The sequence below is a fragment of the Reichenbachiella sp. 5M10 genome, from assembly GCF_002742335.1.
GTDB lineage: Bacteria > Bacteroidota > Bacteroidia > Cytophagales > Cyclobacteriaceae > Reichenbachiella.
This window is the reverse complement of the sequence record NZ_MDGR01000007.1, coordinates 843,121-860,514: the sequence shown is the minus strand read 5'-3', so window position 1 is coordinate 860,514 and position 17,394 is coordinate 843,121. Positions and strand designations below refer to the sequence as shown.

Genomic DNA, 17,394 nt, shown 5'->3' with positions numbered 1-17,394 from the left:
ACGGAAAAGTACCTTGCATAGCCCAGTACTGGGTGAGAAAACTTCACTTTTTCTTACATTACTTGAAATAATCAAATAAAAACTCGGAATAAATCAATAAAAAATCATGAATTGCCATTACATGTCCCATCTTGATATACACTTTGTATTGACCAATCAGCACAATGTATCTACCTTTGCTAGGGTTACTCTTAACGTTTCAATTTGAAATATACGCTACTGTTTTTTGTGTTTTGGTGGGCTACACTGGAGGTGCTGGCACAGACCAATACTCCCAAATACAGCAATGAATTTTTGGCCATCGGAGTAGATGCTAGAGCCCTCGCAATGAGTGGTGCCTATACCTCAGTGTCAGATGACGTCACCGCTGGTTACTGGAATCCCGCTGGACTCAACCGTCAAGTAGATCAGTACAACGCCTCTCTCATGCATGCACAGTATTTCGCAGGGATTGCCAACTACGATTATGCCGCCTTCTCAACACGCATCGACAGCCTCAGCACACTCGGTCTATCAGCTATCCGACTCGGAATCGATGACATCCCCGACACCCGCTACCTTTATGATGCCAACGGCGCACTCAACTACGACAACATCAAGTTTTTTTCGTCCGCTGACTATGCCTTTTTGTTCTCCTACGCAAGAAAACTCAAGGTACTCGGCGGTTTGCAAGCTGGAGTCAATGCCAAAATCATCTATCGCAGTGCAGGTAGTTTTGCTTCGGCATGGGGTTACGGTCTCGATGTAGGTTTTCAAAAAAAACTCAAAAACGTCCACCTAGGACTCATGCTCAAGGATATCACAGGTACATATAACACCTGGAGCCACAACACTTCGATGATTGCAGACATCTACACGCAGACAGGCAACACCATTCCCGAAAACTCCATCGAAATCACCTTGCCTCGAGCTCTATTGGGTGCCAGCTATCTGCTAGACATCAAAGAGCGATTCAGTATACTATGGTCTCTCGATCTAGAGATGACCCTAGATGGCAAACGCAATACCGTCATCAAATCCGAAAGCTTATCACTTGACCCAAGAGCGGGGATAGAAATCGCTTATGTCGACCGCTTCTTCGTTCGTTTTGGAGTCGGACAGTTTCAAGAAATTCAAAACTTTGACCGTTCGTACACGACCATCTTCCAACCCAATTTTGGAGTAGGAGTGCAATTGACCAGTTTCAGCATCGACTATGCACTGACAGACATTGGAGATCAAGCAGAGTCCCCCTATTCACATGTATTATCATTAAAAGCCAGGTTCAATGACAAAAAATAAGCTACACCTACTGATATTGCTGGCCGTAGCACTGACCTGTCACTCTGTGCTAGCACAACCCTATGGCAATGAATGGATCAACCACAACCAGAGCTACTTCAAAATAACAATCGCCGAAGACGGCATCTATCAACTCACGCGCGCCCAACTCGCAGCGGCAGGCATCCCTGTAGGCAGTATCGATCCTCGTAAGTTCCAAATGTATCACTTGGGCCAAGAAATAGCCCTATGGGTCGAAGGTCAACAAGACGGGGTTTTCAACTCTGGAGATTACATTGCCTTCTATGGACAAAAAAATGACGGCACCACGGACACCCCTCTCTATGTCGATCCCAGTGCGCAACCTCACACGTATTACAACCTCTTCTCAGACTCTTCGGCATACTTCCTGACCTATCGATTGGACTTGAATTTTGGCAAGCGAATTACCGAATTCTCAGAAAATAATATCGACGGATTACCTACCGAAAGCTACTACATCGAAGAAAAGCGCAACGTGTTTTCCAACACCTATTACGAAGGACAGAGCTATGGGTTCACGAACGAAACGATTCTAGGTAGTTATGACTTTTACGAAGGATGGACGGGTACTTTCTACCGTCAAAATCAATCCATCACTCACACATTGACAGGATTGACCCCTGTGGTGCAGGGGGGCTATACGCCAAGTATAGAGATGCTACTCTCCGGCGGCAACAACAATGCACATGAAGTTGATGTCTACGTAGGCCCCAACTCCACCAGTCTACGCCTCATCGAGACAGCCAGCTTCAACAAAGACGAGAACTATCTAATCAATCAACCGCTACAATGGACTGATATCTCGGCAGCAGGAGACCTCTACATCCAAGCCAGTATCAAAGGCGTCAATGGCGCAGGAGATCGAGTAGCCATGGCGTATACCAAAGTCTTATACAGCAAAGGCTTTGATTTCAACAACAGCTCTGAGCACCACCTACTCCTCCCTACAAGCACCCAAGGCAAGTCCTACATCGAAGTACAAAATTCACTCACCAACATCCTCCTCTATGACATCACTACTCCATCCGATCCCGTACAAATCGGCCTCAATGAATTCGTGTCGGAGTTCAATGCCATCATACCCAATACAGACATCGATCGTTCACTATACGCCCAGTCGGGTTACAAAACAGTGGGGCAGATTCAGGCGACCTCCTTCCGCAACTTTGACCCCAGCCAATACAACTACTTGATCATTTCTCATTCCAACCTCCACGCCAACACCTCAGACGGACAACCTGATCAGATTGCTGCCTATAGCAGCTATCGTGAAACCTTGGCAGGTGGAGGACACCAAGTACTTGCCCTCGACATAGACATGGTATTTGATCAATTCAATTACGGATTACCTTCTCCCCTCGCCATCCGACGATTTTGTGAGTACATGTATGACCAAGGGGCTCCAGAGTTTCTTTTCCTTATCGGAAAAAGCTCGAATGTCCAAGCAAGTTACTACCGACAAGACCCCAATACTGCAACCGTACGACATCTCGTACCTACCTTTGGCTACCCAGGAGGTGATGCCGAATTTTCGACTGGGCTAGACGGTGGCGCAGGGTACGAAACCATCGCCACGGGGCGCATCAACGCTACAGAGCCAGATCATGTCCAAGCCTATCTCGACAAGATGATAGAAGAAGAAAGCCTCCCCTACGACAACCTCCGAAAGAAAAACCTCATCCACCTAAGTGGAGGAAACTCCGAACAGGAACTCAAGACCTTCAAAACCTACATCAACGGGTTTGCTCAAATCGCCGCAGACACCATCCTTGGAGGAGAAACCGCACAAATCTCCAAAAACAATAATAGCAGTGTTGAGCTGATCAATATTTCTGATGAAATCAACGATGGAGCCATGATGGTTACGTTTTTTGGGCACTCCAGTGGCTTTGTCACAGATATCGAAATTGGACTAGTATCCGACCCATCGTTTGGCTATGACAACAAGGGGAAGTACCCTACCTTTTTGGTCAACGGCTGTTTTGCAGGAGATTTTTTCAGTGAAAACGAGTCCTTTGGAGTAGATTGGATATTGACTCCAGACCTAGGTGCATCAGCTTTCATGGCCAACAGCTACCTCGCCTTTCCTAGCAACCTCAAGCGTTTCACCGACGAGTTTTACACCCTCGCCTTCAATCACTCTGAATTTTCTAGTCTTGGCGTAGGCCAAATCAAAGCAGAAACAGGCAAGCGTTATCTCGCCGATTACGGCACCAGTGAAGCCAATCTAGCACAAGTGCAACTCACCAACCTACAAGGAGATCCTGCCGCCAAAGTCTTCGGTGCAAACAAGGCTGACTATGCTCTCGATGACAACCTGATCAGCATCAAGACCTTCAACAACGAACAGCTCCTCGCCACCATTGATTCATTCCAAATCGAATTCAACATCAAAAACTTCGGCATCTATGATGACACACCGATGACCCTACAAGTCATCCGAACACTCGCTGACGGTACAAGCTTGACCTATGGCCCCATCGTATATAACCCAACCTTGCGCCAAGACACACTTGCTTTCACGATCGACAACCAGATCACCAACGCGGCGGGCCAAAACACCCTGCGCGTTGAAGTTGATCCTTTTGGAGAAGTAGACGAACTCAACGAGACCAACAATACTGCCTCTATTGATCTATTCCTCACCAAAGGAAGCACACTCAACCTTCTACCGACCGACTTTAGCATTCAGACGGACCCCACGATCACCTTCTTTTTCCAAACGAGCGACATCTTCTCTACAGAGCGATCTTTTGATTTCCAAATCGACACAGTCAGTACTTTCAACAGCCCCTACTTCAGCACACAGTCGATGAGTGCCAAAGTAGTCGGACAAATATCCGTTGACCTAAATTCCAAAGGAGCCATCCCCAACGAAACGGTATTTTATTGGCGCACACGGTTCTCTGACCCACTACCAGACGAGAATGACGAATGGGTCACTAGTTCGTTTAGTTATCAACCAGGAGCAAGTGAAGGCTGGGCTCAGGTCAGTGACGGACAACTCTCACAGTCCAACCTCACAGGACTCACCTTACAAAACGACGTTTGGGATTTTGTCACTACCCAACTTGATCTTTATGTAGAAACCTACGGTTCACAAAACCCCACCAATACATTCAGTGACACCAAAGTCCTACTCGAAGGCCGCAATTACTTCACCACCAATTCCACACACACCTATGCCCATTGCGAAAACAACACCATCAATTTCTTGGCATTCCAACGGCAATCCTCAGCCCCCTTTAGCCCCATCACATTCACTACTGCACCAGAACTAAACCCACTCATCTGTGGTGTACTGCCCGAGTATATTTTCAACTTCAAAGAATCCAATTATACTGGAGCGGTCACCCCCATAGACTACATCAATGCCCTCTCTGATGGGGACAAAGCACTCGTGTTTTCATTAGGCACTTTGGACTATTCACTGTGGACGGATGCATTCAAGACCGCACTAGAATCACTGGGTATACCACGAACTACCCTGGACAACCTGACTACAGATGATCCCTTTATCTTTTTGGGATCAAAGAATACAGGTCAGCCTGCCATAGAAATATTGGCCACTACTACACCTGCCAATCAAGCGACACTCGTGATGCCAGATGATGTCATTGGTAGCTACGACACAGGAGACATCTCTACCAACAAGATTGGACCTGCCAAAACATGGAATTCCGTGAGTCTAAATCTCGAAGATTCTAGCAACCCTGCAGATGACATACATACCCTACGGATCTACGGCATAACACCTACTGGCAATGAAACACTACTAGCTGGCAACTCCGTCGATCTCAGCTATGACTTGAGCAGTATCAATGCAAGTCTATACCCCTACCTACGTCTCGACCTAGAGCTGAGTGACAAGGTAGATTTCTCCCCCCCACAATTGAAAGGATGGATGGTCAACTACGAGAGCTCTCCCGAAGGAGTCCTCCTCACACACACTCAGGAATCCAATTTAGCCTTAGATGAAGGAGAAGAGCACACAGCCTCTTATACCTTTTGGAACATCTCCAACAAGACGTTTTCCGATTCGATCAAGGTGCGGTTCAAATTGCTCAATAGCACACTATCTAAATCCACCGAAGACTCGGTACTCATAGCTGCTTTGGAAGGAGGCGATTCCGCTCAATTTGAGCTAGAACTACAAACCCTTAACAATACTGGAAAAAGTGATCTAGTGGTAGAAGTCAACACCACAGACCAATACGAAATCTATACCGCCAACAACACCCTCCGCATCGCAGACTACATGGACGTGAGTGGAGATGAGTACAACCCCACACTCGACGTGCTATTTGATGGAATAAAAATCATGGACGGAGACATCGTCTCCCCCAATCCCAAAATCCAAATATCGATGACTGATGAAAACCAATACCTCCACAAAGAAGACACATTGGGGATCAACTTCTATGTCAAATCTCCCTGCGAAGGCTGTGATTATGTGCGAGTTCCTTTCAGCAGTGCTGCAGTCAATTGGCAACCTGCGACGGATGATCAGGATTTCATCATTGACTACAGTCCTGACAAAATGAGTGATGGTCTCTATGGTCTACGAGTACAAGCATCCGACGCCTCGGGCAATGCGTCAGGCGTTCACCCCTACGAAATCAACTTTGAAGTCATCAACGAATCGACCATTACCAATTTTTATCCCTATCCGAACCCTTTCTCTTTGCAAACACGCTTTGTTTTCACGCTCACAGGAGATACTTACCCGGAGGATCTCAAAATTCAAATCATGACCGTGACAGGGAGAGTAGTCAAAGAGATATTCATGGATGAGCTCGGTCCGATCAATATTGGCAACAACCTCTCCAACTACGCGTGGGATGGCCGGGACAATTACGGAGACCTATTGGCCAACGGAGTATATCTCTATCGCATCCTCATCAAAAACCCTGGGGAAGATTTCAAACATAGAAAAACAGCTGGCGACAAAGGCTTCAAAAACGGCTTTGGCAAAATGTATATTTTGAGATAGGTCTAATCCAGCAATTCATTTACTTTCCTTAAGGATTGATCCAGTATAGTCGATTCCCGCGCAATCTTAGCCAATTGTTGAGCCTCCTCTCCTTTCTCTGTCTCTTGACTCATCAAATCCACGATAGCCAATATATTCGTCAAAGGGGCTCTGAGATGATGTGCGTTGCTGTACGCGATTCTTGACAATTCTGCATTTTTTCGCTTGAGATCGACCGTATTCTTTTCGACCGTTTGCTGAAGATCACGCTTGATGACTTCTATTTCATTTCTTTGATGGAGGAGTTTCATCCTCCGTGCAAGTACCGTCTCATTGACCTGATCGAGCTCCGAATTGTGTTGGTAATAAAGGGTTCTTCGTTGGTCATAAAACCTCTTGAGATAGATGACAGTCACTGCAATCAAAACCATATTGATCACATAACTGATGACCACTCCTTCGTCCACTTGTTCAGGAGTAGGAACAGAAAATTCACTAAGCACCAAACATTCCAACGACAACACTACACCGTAGATCATCTTAGATTTCCCCGGCAAAATCACGGCATAAATTGCAATCAACGTGAAAAACAAATAAGAATAGGCTCCATTGACCCCATCATGCAATTGCCAAAGCAAACCAAAAGCCACCAACGACATCCCTGCATACAAATGATAAGAATAGACCTTGAGCACTCTCGAGTAATACATCATCAACGAAATCGTCGAGACCATAAAAACCACGGAGTACACCATCATCACATCGATCGACTCCCCTTCGACAATGGACCAAATGGATCGTATCAAAAAAAACAACACACTCCCCCACAACAGAAAGCCATAGTATGTATCATCATAAGGGATTCGATATTTAGAATTGAAAAAATCCTTCACTTCGACTTGGTTTTCCCTTTCTTCACCTTATTGGATTGGACAGCACGAGACAACTCCACCACAGACTGCTGTAGCAATCCATACAGCTCATGCTCCGAATTCATCTCATCGATCAATCTAGTCAACCTTTGTACACCTGGTGTGATTTCATGACTGCTCACCTCTAGATAGTCACGAATGGATTGATTGCTACCACTCAGTTCGCTACTACGATCAGACACCTTTCTCTCGAGGAGTTTATTCATGCGTGACAATTCCTGCTCTTGCTCTTCTAGGCGCACATTTTCGATCTCTAGATCTTCAATACCTTGGGACAATTCCTCTTCACGCTGCAGCTGTTTTTCGGTTTCTATACCATACCTGTAGGTCATGTAAATGAAACTTGTCGCTACGACAAATAGCGTCACTTGAAAAAATCGAACATTGTAAATGTAAGGCAAGACCATCTCAGAAATAAGATCAAATTGGAAGTACCATACATACACGAGTACCAGCTGAGCCATACAAGCCAGGCCCGTCAAAACGATCACCCATATCCCTCGGTTGATCATCCCAATGATGACCATCACAGCCATAAAACTAAACTCAGAGATCGCCACCAATCCTCCCGTATAAATCCAAAGCATTGACATCACCACCAACAAAAAAACACTCAGGGGAACACTGATATAGTTGATCCGTTCCACGACAAACGTACAGACCAATGTAAAGCAAAGCACGCCACTCAACACGAGGTAAAGCAAGCCCATCGTGGTACTCAACTCCGAAGAATAGATCACCATCATCCCATGCAACACCTTGATCAGGCATGCGAGACAAATCACCACAAGTACACTTCTTTCTAAGGAGTACTGTTTGACATCAATCATCAACTGCTTAATTGGCTTGGTCCAAAAATAATTCTCTCTATTTGGGGGTAGTAGAGGATCGGATAAGACTATATGAGGAATCAAAACGTGAGCAAAAACATATGCTTCACTCTCCCTTTTCTCAAACACACTCCATAGCCAATCTGACTTTCCTAATGTTGCTAGGTAGCCAATATACATACTAAAAATATATTTTTCTAAAATTGAACTACTGACTTTCACTATTTTAGTAACTCGCTTTAGACGCTAATACCCAATGCACGATCACCCCCCTCATGATGATGTACAAAACATCAAAACAGCTTTTTTTCTCAACCTGGCATTCACAATCATTGAATTCATAGGAGGCTACTATGTCAACAGTGTAGCCATCATATCGGATGCCATTCATGATCTAGGGGACTCCATCAGTCTGCTATCGTCTTGGTACTTTCAAAAACTATCTCACAAGGGCCGCACCAAAAGATACTCATACGGCTACAAACGCTTTTCGGTACTGAGCGCCATCATCAATTCTACCGTGCTGCTGATCGGTTCGGTTTTCATCCTCTCCAAAACCATCCCAAGACTCCTACACCCCGAACAACCAGACACTACTGGAATGATATGGTTGGCAGTTTTAGGCGTATTGGTCAATGGCGCAGCGGTAGTCAAAACCAGAAAAGGAAAATCCATGAACGAACGCGTCGTCTCCCTTCACCTCATGGAAGATGTACTCGGTTGGATCGCCGTATTGATCGGAAGTCTAGTCATGACATTTTTTGACGTACCGATTTTGGATCCAATCCTTTCGATATTAATTACGGCATACATACTCATCAATGTCTTCAAAAACCTAAATGCAAGTTTCAAAATCATCCTACAAGGTACTCCATCCAATGTCAATGTAGATGAACTCAAAACGAAACTCTTAGATATACCTGAAGTTACTGACATCCATGACCTACACACTTGGAGCATGGATGGAGAGTACCATATCGTCACATTACACTTGGTACTAGCCGAAGAAGACTCCTTTGTTCGCCGCAAAGAGATCAAACAACATGCACGGCAAATTTTGGAAGAACAGACGATACATCATGCAACCATCGAACTAGAGCTTGCGAACGAATGCTATACGACCATAGACCCTCATCGCTAAATCGTCATAGGCTACTCAAAAAACCCAAGGTGTCGATTCCATCGGCATAGTCATCAATAGTAGGCGTTTGAGCCTGCCCAAAAGGAATATAATCCCTCCCTACTATACACTGAATCTTCGTCTCATACCTAGTCAAGTAGTGCTTCAATACTGCCTCACTCTCATATGTCTGGTAGTAAAGCACAGAAATAGGAGAGACCAAATCTTCACTCTCTCTCACGAGCAAAAACTCATTGTCAAGATGAGGCTCTCGATTGACCAAATAGATTGATTTATTGTAATCGTAATTGTTGCGATACTTGTGGTGATCGATGACCCATTCGTAGGGTTGCAGCGCATCCAACAGGGTCGTCAAATCAAACCCCTCCGGTACCAGTATTTTAGAAACATTCCTACATCCTAGCCCATAATATTGAAAAATATCCTGTCCGAGGGCAGCCAGCTCTTCCTTGGACTCCTCACCTGTCAGTACAGACACCGAGCTCCTATTGGCTCGAATGATACTTGGTTTGTCTTTGAAGTAATATTTGAAATACCTAGCCGTATTGTCACTACCCGTTGCGATGAAAGCATCTGCATCATTGAGTCGATCCACAAGCATAAAACTTGATGCAATCCGATCATCTATTTGCACCAGTTCGTTGAGAATCCATCGCGTCAAATAACTATCATCCGAACTAGGCTTAATCAGTAATTTATGTCCTGAAATCAATACCGAAAGTATGTCATGAAATCCCACCAAAGGGATATTTCCAGCAGCAATAACACCAATTTTTTGAGGGGCAACGGCTCTCAAATCGTATCCATTGACCCAATCTTCGAGTACAGCTTGATCAAGAAACGATCGTATCCCTCCCAAAGCAAACTCCACACTCTGCTGTGTAAACCAACTATTGTGATTATGAGCTGACACAGCCACTTCCTCCAATTCCTCCGCAGATAGTGTTTCCAACCGCTGACCCAGTGCTACAAATAACTTTATCCTCTCTTCAATAAACATATCTTTTGGAAATCGTATACTTAAACTAATGCCATAATATCTTTGGCAGGCAAAATTAATCTTTATTTTTGCACACTTAATTTTTAGGATAATTAAAGTAAACTAAAATGGCAATTATTATTACCGATGAATGCATCAACTGCGGAGCATGTGAGCCGGAATGCCCAAATACAGCCATCTATGAAGGTGGTGTAGAATGGGATTGGGCCGGAGGCACAAGCCTCACGGAAGTTGAGCTAGAAGACGGGACTCAGGTAGATGCCAATGATGCACAAGAGCCTGTGTCTGAAGATTTGTACTATATCGTTCCTGGTAAGTGTACCGAGTGTAATGGATTTCACGAGGAACCTCAGTGTGCGGCTGTCTGTCCGGTAGATTGCTGTGTCGATGATCCAGACTATGTAGAAGATGAAGACGAGCTACTGGCAAAGAAAGCTTGGCTTCACAACGAATAATATTACTTTCAAAAGCTACGCTACAGCGTAGCTTTTTTTTGTCCCCTGTCCCATCCTTCTGATTTACTCCCTTTTACATTTAAAAAAAGCAATTTCACAGGTCTCCAACCTCGCTCCTACAAAAAAACCTTGCCAGTTGACTGACAAGGTTTTTGATACGACAAATCACCTCACCGATCGCTATCGGAGGTGATTGCCAGTATTTCCACACACGATCCAGTGGATCGATGCTCTGAGACTATATATGCTTCTTGACTACATCGACCAAATCGTCCGCCGTAAACGGCTTAACAATATAATCTGATGCTCCTAGTTCAATTCCTTCATTGATCACAGACTGTTGTCCCACAGCACTTACCATGATAACTTTGGACTCCAATCCTTCGTCCATCAACACTCTCAAGATGTCCGTACCGATCATGTCCGGCAGGATGTTGTCAAGAGTGATTAGATCTGGCTTCAGCTCCATCGCTAGGTCAATAGCAGTTTCTCCATTCGGAGCTTCTCCTACTATTTCGAATCCCTCATTGGATAGTGCATCCTTGATCAACGTGCGCATGTACATAGAGTCGTCTACTACTAATATTCTCTTGCTCATAAGCTCAATATTTAATTATTTTCTTTTTGTAAATTCTTGTTTTAACATCATAAGTATCAAATATCTGCTTTCCTCCATCCGGCATGATATCATAATACCCTATTACCAAATAGCCTCCCTCGTTCAAACAATCATTGAACAAGTTTAGCACTTTTAATTTCAAAGTTTCGTCAAAATATATCATAACATTTCGACAAAAGATTATATCAAATTTCTCATGGACTTGATCTTGAACCAAATTATGCTTTTTAAAGGTCACGTGCTTTTTGTACGTATCCTTGATGACGGCATCCTTCTCTTTAAATTCAAAAAAGTCATCCATTTTCCTATTAGGATAGTATTCCAAAAATGGTCTTAGATATTGCTTCATTATCATGAGCGAATACACTCCATTTTTTGCTTTGCTCAGAGCTGCATCACTCAAATCAGTAGCTAGCGATTTGGTTTTATAAAGCATCCCTTTGTCATCCAATACCATACTCATGGTAAATACTTCCTCTCCAGTCGAACATCCCGCATGCCAGATTTTCAGTTGAGACTTGTTTTTGAACTTGTCCAAAATCTGGTCTCGAATCATTATCCATGCATCGGGGTTTCGAAACAATTCGGTCAAGTTGACCAATAAGTCGTCGATACCATCCAAGAAAAACTGCTTATCCTTCAAAATCCTAGACCACAACTCGAGCATCGACCCGATTTTGTGCTTCATCATCAATCTGACGATACTTCTCTTGAAGGACTTTTTCTCGTAATTGGTAAAGTCCAACCCATACCTATTTTTCATCGCCTGCATCAAAGCATTCAACTCTTCATCTGATATACTTTCTACCACGCGATTACAGTTAGATTATAGTTTGAACCAATAGACCACTTATATAGCAACAAATTCTTTCGCCTTTTCGCTGGAAGCAAACTCCGAGATCAGCTCGATAAATCTGTCTTGAAACAGCCACACAAATTCCGCAAAAATATTCAATTCAGGAACGTGATATACTGTTTTGACTAGATGAGTCGAATTGTGATCCACAGACTCAGCATCGATGTGGCTATTGGCCTCAGCTGCTTGCATGGTCGTCAAAATAGGCACATTCCCGTATACTTCAAGATTGAGATAATTAGCCAACTGCGTAACGACAGAGCCCGCGACCATGTTGTCTATCTCTGTCATGAACTCCAGCTTCATCAATCTACTTTGAGAATTGTTGCCTTCCATGATATCTGGAGGCAAGCATTTGGTTTGAACCTTGTGGACATCCTCCTCAGAAAAGATGAGGTGACAAAATCCCTTGAGGTCTCCCACCAGCTCAGTTTTGAGCAGATAGAGTTTTTGATCCTCTTTGTTGGTATATTGGTGTACGCCCTTTACACTAGGCAACCCCAATTCCACATTTTTCATCACCACGGGAGAGCCGACCATCATTTCTAAGGACAGCGCGCCCTTGGCAAGCCCAAACTTCATCAGCCTTTCTGCTATGCCTTTTTCATTTTCAGTCAAATCGCTAAACATACCGTTTATGGTTTTTGTAAAACATTATTTCATTGTAGCATTTTGAGTCATCGTCTTGAACAACAACTCGGTGATGGCCGCCACATCCACGATCAAACAGACCTTACCATTACCTAAAATGGTAGATCCGCTCAACAATCTCACTTGATCCAGTGGTCGAGCCAATGATTTCTCTAATATTTCCTTTTGCTGCAATAGTTTGTCCACTACAAGGCCTACTAATTTACCCATATAAGACACAACAATCACATCTAAGTCTTGATTTTCTATTTGGTCAAAACTGCGGTGCAACGCACCTGTTTCTGCCAAATCTGTCAATTTATCTGCTTCTAAAAAGTCCCTCAAAAACACAATAGAGATCGTATCCTCCAAATAATTGGCCATCAAACCGTCTCCTATTTTGTGTATCTCACTTTTTGGCAAAGAGACTACTGCTTCAGTATAGGTCAGTGGTACAGCATACTCGTGTGCATCTACCTCAAAGAGTAAAGCCCCTTTGAGAGCCATTGACGAAGGCAAGATCAAATTGACTGTGGAACCCTTGCCTACATCCGTCGATACAGAAATCTGTCCTCCTATCGATTCGGTGGCCCGCTTCACTACATCCATCCCAACTCCCCGACCAGAGATCTCTGTAATCGTCTCGGCATTAGAAAACCCAGGTTCGAAGATATACATGATCAGCTCATTTTCAGACAATTGGTCTGCAACCTCCGCTCTCAAGAGTCCCTTTTCGATGGCCTTTTTCTTGATGACCTGAGCATCGATCCCATTCCCATCATCCGATACTTCTATGACTACATTGTCACGTTCATAGCGTGCATTGAGCGTCACTGTCCCTGACTTCTTCTTGCCTCGGGAGACACGCTTGTCCTCTGTCTCGATACCATGACTCACTGCATTCCTGACTAGGTGAATCATCGAATCACTCATGATTTTGAGGATATTTCGATCGATTTCTACATCCGTACCTTTGATCACTAGATCGACATGTTTCTTCTCGATATGCGCAACGTCCCGTACAATTCGGTGAAACTTGTTGAACAAGAACCCTACCTGCACCATCCGTGCATTCATCACGCTGTACTGGAGATCCGAAGAAATCCTTTGTAGCCCTTCGAACTCTGATGAGCGCCCTGCTTGGCCATTCATACTGATCAAACGGTCACGTTCGATCATGAGCTGGCCCACGAGATTCATGAGCTCGTCCATCTTCTTGACAGGGATCTGGATGACATCCGTAAATGTTATTGTAGGTTGCTCTTCTGTTTGAGAGCTACTTTCATCATTTTCGCTATCTTTATCGTCATCAGAAGAAGGAGAAGACTCCGTAGACCCAGATTCTTGTGCAGTAGAATGTTTCACTGGATCTGGAGCCTTCTTTTCTTCCTGATTGCCTTGTCCCTCTACGGGCTGAGCGATGTTTTTCAACACCACTCCTAATTTCGTTTTGATACCAAGATAACTCACTTTCGCTCCTGACTTGAGCGCAGCGATAAGGTCTCCGAGTTTATCATTGGCTTTGAATAACCCTTCGAATATCTCGTTGTTGAGTTGGAGGTCACCACTTTTGATTGCCCCCATGATGTCTTCCATGATATGCGACAGTTTCGCAATATCATCAAACCCCATCCCCATGGCATTGCCTTTGATCGTATGAGTAATCCTAAATATAGAATCGATCGCACTTTGGTTGCTATGATCCTTCTCTAGGTCTGTAAATAACCTATTGAGTTCCTCAAAGCTCTCAATGGCTTCCTGATGGAATAAATCTCGGTATTGTTCTTCTTTAGAGTCCAAGTCTTTTGTATTATAAACTGTTAACTAAAAATCCTCCTATTTCTTTGATATCGACGGATCGATCTACTGCTCTTTGTTCCACAGCTGCCTTAGGCATTCCATAGATCACACAGGACTTTTCACTTTGCGCTACGGTAAAACCACCTTGCCTTTTGATTTCCTTCATCCCCAACATCCCGTCTTTACCCATCCCTGTCAGTATCACCCCAATACTGCGGTCTTTGTAAGCCTCCGCTACAGATAGCATCAATGCATTGATGGAAGGATTGTTGTACTCTGGGAATACTTCGTCCGTAAACCCAATGGTCACGCTCCCGCTTCTTTTCTTCTTCACTACCATGTTGGATTCACCTGGCGCTACGATGATTTTGCCTGCCTGAGGTCTCATATTCTCTCTGCCTACTTCGATTTGCAGTGGAGTCATGCCATTGAGACGCTTGACAAACGAACTGATAAAATTAGGAGGCATATGCTGGCAGATGAGTACGGGTACATTCAAGTTTCCAGGCAAGGAATTGATTACTTTTTCGATCGCACTCGGCCCCCCAGTAGACGCCCCTATCACGATGATATCGTATTTACTTTTCTCAGCAAACGTGTGCTCAAAGGTGTTGACCTTTGCTCGAGGATCTGGAATGGCCTTGGCATTGGCACGCTTGGCATTCTTGATCTTTTGGATGAGCTCCATCTCTATATTTCTGAGCTTTGAATTGCCCTTTTGTGGCTTATTCAAATAATCCACGGCACCTAAGTCCAATGCGTCAAAGATCGGCTGCAGATTGGTATTGCCAATCGAACTCAAAATCACAATAGGTAGAGGAGTCTCTTCCATGATACGTTTGACAGCATACAAGCCATCAAACTCCCCCATATTCATATCAAGCAGCAATACATCAGGCTGAAGCTCTGCTACCTTAAGGGCAGCATCTTTGCCATCGATGGCGGTACCTACCACCTCAACACTCCCGCTCTCAGTCAATATGTCAGAGATCAATAATCTCATAAACCCTGAATCATCTGCTACTACTACTCGAATTTTATTCAATTCCTTATCCTTTAGGCTGTCCCAAGCAATGATTGGGAAATTATACTTACTTCATCCTCTTGCACAAGCTCTGCTATATCTATGAATATAATCATATCCTGCTCGGTTTTGATTATTCCTTTGATGTAGGTCTCGTCTAGTGAGGTATTTCTCAACAGTCCTGATGAACTCACGATGTTGTCTCCTGGCACTTTCATTGCCAATGGCACCTCATCCACCAGTATACCCGCTTTGAATTCATCATTGTGGATGACCAAGATAAACTGCTTGGTCTCTGTACTTTCGTCTATCCCGAATTTCAACCCAAGATCCAGCACGACCATCACTGATCCTCGTACGTTTCCTACCCCTTTGATGAAGTCGGGCGCATGAGGTATTTTAGATATACGTGGTGTATGTACGACTTCTTTGATCCTATCAATCTCAATGGCGTATCTCTCCCCTCCCATCTTGAAGACAATAAGCTGGACATCCTTACCTGAGTAGCCTTTGATTTCTTCATCAAACTTATCCTTGAGTCGTTTCTTCTCTTGGTACTCCTCTTCGGTGAGGTACTTGACCGTTCCAATTTTCTGACGAACGAGCTCACGAGTCTGCGACTGCTGTGGAGACTCTTGCTTGCGATGCATAGGTGCTACAGCGGGCACAATATCCACATCCACGGATACCGAATCTTCTTTGGTCACAACTGGCTCAGCCACCTCCTTTTCTTTGACTGCAGCCTTTTCCGATTCTTCTTGTGCTCTTTTTTTATCCTCCTCCTCTAAAACCAAAGCAGCCAATTGCCCCGGTGTCAACTTCTCTTCTTCCGACACAACTGCTTTCTGTATAGACTTGTCTTCCACTTTCTTTTTTGCACTCTCCTTGGCAGTCTTTTTCTTAGGTGGACTGGCCTTTTTTGCCTTGGCTTTCGGGGTAGCTTTTTTGGCAGCTTTAGAATCCCCCCGTTTCTTAGCCTTCGGACTAGAGGTCGTATGCGCCACAGCCTCTTGCTTCTCCTCCTTCTTTTCTGAAGGAATCAAGGTGTCTTTCTTCAAGTTTTTTCCTAGTGGCATAACTTTAGTTCTTCGTTAAACGAATAATTTCTTTGGCAAAGGCTTTGTAATCCTCTGCTCCATTGGAAGATGGAGAATAGCTCAACACACTTTCCCCAAAAGAAGGAGCTTCACTCACACGGACATTGCTACGAATCTTGCTTTTGAATATTTTCAAATCGTAGTTTTCGTCAATGTATTCATGTATCTCCCTACTCAATTTTCTTCTACTATCTACCATCACAGGCAGCAGACCCAAAATCTCTATCTTGTCATTCAGTACTCCTTTGATCCGGTCTATACTGTTGACTATTTGATCCAAGCCTTGCAAACTCAGCACCTCCATCTGTAAGGGCACGATGACTTTGTCTGTAGCTGATAGAGCGTTGACAGTCAGCAGAGACAACGAAGGGGGACAATCAATGATGACATAATCATACTGATCCGCTAGAGGTATCAATGCCCTTTTCAAAACAGACTCTCGATTCTCTACACTAGCGATATTGATCTCTACATCTGCGAGATGCATGTCCGATGGAGCCACCTTCAATCCTTCTCTCTCGTGCAAGATGTCCTCAAGAGCAATCTCTTCCATCATCACTTCGGCCATGGTATGCGCTGGATCACTGATTCCCAACCAATAGCTCAGGTTGCCCTGGGGATCGAGATCCACCAACAGCACCTTCTTTTTGGCATATGCCAAAGCACACCCCAAATTGACTGATGTAGTCGTTTTGCCCGTTCCTCCTTTTTGATTAATTACTGTGATGATCATTGG

At 44.3% G+C, this 17,394-nt stretch carries 14 protein-coding genes; 4 read left to right on the top strand and 10 right to left on the bottom strand.

What is annotated here, in order from left to right:
• The first annotated feature begins 204 nt into the window (after positions 1–204).
• Together BFP72_RS03560 and BFP72_RS03555 are read left to right on the top strand one after the other, a co-directional pair.
• The gene (locus BFP72_RS03560; protein WP_255397149.1) at positions 205–1,281 is read left to right on the top strand and encodes a PorV/PorQ family protein; all 1,077 of its coding nucleotides are present in this window, start codon (positions 205–207) and stop codon (positions 1,279–1,281) included.
• A complete protein-coding gene (locus BFP72_RS03555) occupies positions 1,268–6,295 on the top strand; it encodes a C25 family cysteine peptidase (protein WP_099597790.1) in 5,028 nt (1,675 codons plus the stop codon). Before BFP72_RS03560 ends, BFP72_RS03555 begins: the two co-directional genes overlap by 14 nt.
• A 2-nt stretch (positions 6,296–6,297) precedes the next feature.
• On the opposite strand, the gene BFP72_RS03550 is transcribed toward BFP72_RS03555, so the two are convergent.
• Positions 6,298–7,167 carry a hypothetical protein gene (locus BFP72_RS03550; RefSeq protein WP_099597789.1) on the bottom strand — a complete coding sequence of 290 codons (870 nt, stop codon included), beginning with the start codon at positions 7,165–7,167 and terminating at the stop codon, positions 6,298–6,300.
• Entirely contained in the window at positions 7,164–8,036 is an 873-nt protein-coding gene (locus BFP72_RS03545; RefSeq protein ID WP_143519918.1) for a hypothetical protein, read from the bottom strand. Before BFP72_RS03545 ends, BFP72_RS03550 begins: the two co-directional genes overlap by 4 nt.
• A 256-nt stretch (positions 8,037–8,292) precedes the next feature.
• Here BFP72_RS03545 and BFP72_RS03540 point away from each other — a divergent pair, with 256 nt between their 5' ends.
• The gene (locus tag BFP72_RS03540; protein ID WP_099597787.1) at positions 8,293–9,177 is read left to right on the top strand and encodes a cation diffusion facilitator family transporter; all 885 of its coding nucleotides are present in this window, start codon (positions 8,293–8,295) and stop codon (positions 9,175–9,177) included.
• Between the two features lie 4 nt (positions 9,178–9,181).
• Here BFP72_RS03540 and BFP72_RS03535 read toward each other — a convergent pair whose 3' ends face one another.
• Complete coding sequence (locus BFP72_RS03535; protein ID WP_099597786.1) at positions 9,182–10,177, bottom strand: acyl-CoA reductase; 996 nt, start codon at positions 10,175–10,177, stop codon at positions 9,182–9,184.
• 107 nt (positions 10,178–10,284) lie between these two features.
• On the opposite strand from BFP72_RS03535, the gene BFP72_RS03530 reads away from it, so the two are divergent.
• Positions 10,285–10,632 carry a 4Fe-4S dicluster domain-containing protein gene (locus BFP72_RS03530; RefSeq protein ID WP_099597785.1) on the top strand — a complete coding sequence of 116 codons (348 nt, stop codon included), beginning with the start codon at positions 10,285–10,287 and terminating at the stop codon, positions 10,630–10,632.
• A 238-nt stretch (positions 10,633–10,870) separates the two neighbouring features.
• On the opposite strand, the gene BFP72_RS03525 is transcribed toward BFP72_RS03530, so the two are convergent.
• From BFP72_RS03525 to BFP72_RS03495, 7 genes are read right to left on the bottom strand one after another with little or no spacing between them, the layout of a single operon-like run.
• Positions 10,871–11,230 (bottom strand): response regulator, encoded by a 360-nt coding sequence (locus tag BFP72_RS03525; RefSeq protein ID WP_099597784.1) that lies wholly within the window; start codon positions 11,228–11,230, stop codon positions 10,871–10,873.
• Between the two features lie 4 nt (positions 11,231–11,234).
• Positions 11,235–12,062 (bottom strand): protein-glutamate O-methyltransferase CheR, encoded by an 828-nt coding sequence (locus BFP72_RS03520; RefSeq protein WP_099597783.1) that lies wholly within the window; start codon positions 12,060–12,062, stop codon positions 11,235–11,237.
• A gap of 39 nt (positions 12,063–12,101) precedes the next feature.
• Positions 12,102–12,737: a chemotaxis protein CheC gene (locus BFP72_RS03515; RefSeq protein ID WP_099597782.1), complete on the bottom strand. Its 636-nt coding sequence runs from the start codon at positions 12,735–12,737 to the stop codon at positions 12,102–12,104.
• Positions 12,738–12,761: 24 nt separating this feature from the next.
• Positions 12,762–14,537, bottom strand: a complete 1,776-nt coding sequence (locus BFP72_RS03510) for a chemotaxis protein CheA (RefSeq protein WP_099597781.1) — start codon at positions 14,535–14,537, stop codon at positions 12,762–12,764.
• A 10-nt stretch (positions 14,538–14,547) separates the two neighbouring features.
• The gene (gene cheB, locus BFP72_RS03505; RefSeq protein WP_099597780.1) at positions 14,548–15,582 is read right to left on the bottom strand and encodes a chemotaxis-specific protein-glutamate methyltransferase CheB; all 1,035 of its coding nucleotides are present in this window, start codon (positions 15,580–15,582) and stop codon (positions 14,548–14,550) included.
• An 11-nt stretch (positions 15,583–15,593) separates the two neighbouring features.
• A complete protein-coding gene (locus BFP72_RS03500) occupies positions 15,594–16,637 on the bottom strand; it encodes a chemotaxis protein CheW (RefSeq protein WP_099597779.1) in 1,044 nt (347 codons plus the stop codon).
• Positions 16,638–16,641: 4 nt separating this feature from the next.
• On the bottom strand, positions 16,642–17,391 hold the full coding sequence (locus tag BFP72_RS03495; protein ID WP_099597778.1) for a ParA family protein: 750 nt from the start codon (positions 17,389–17,391) through the stop codon (positions 16,642–16,644).
• Between the last annotated feature and the right edge of the window lie 3 nt (positions 17,392–17,394).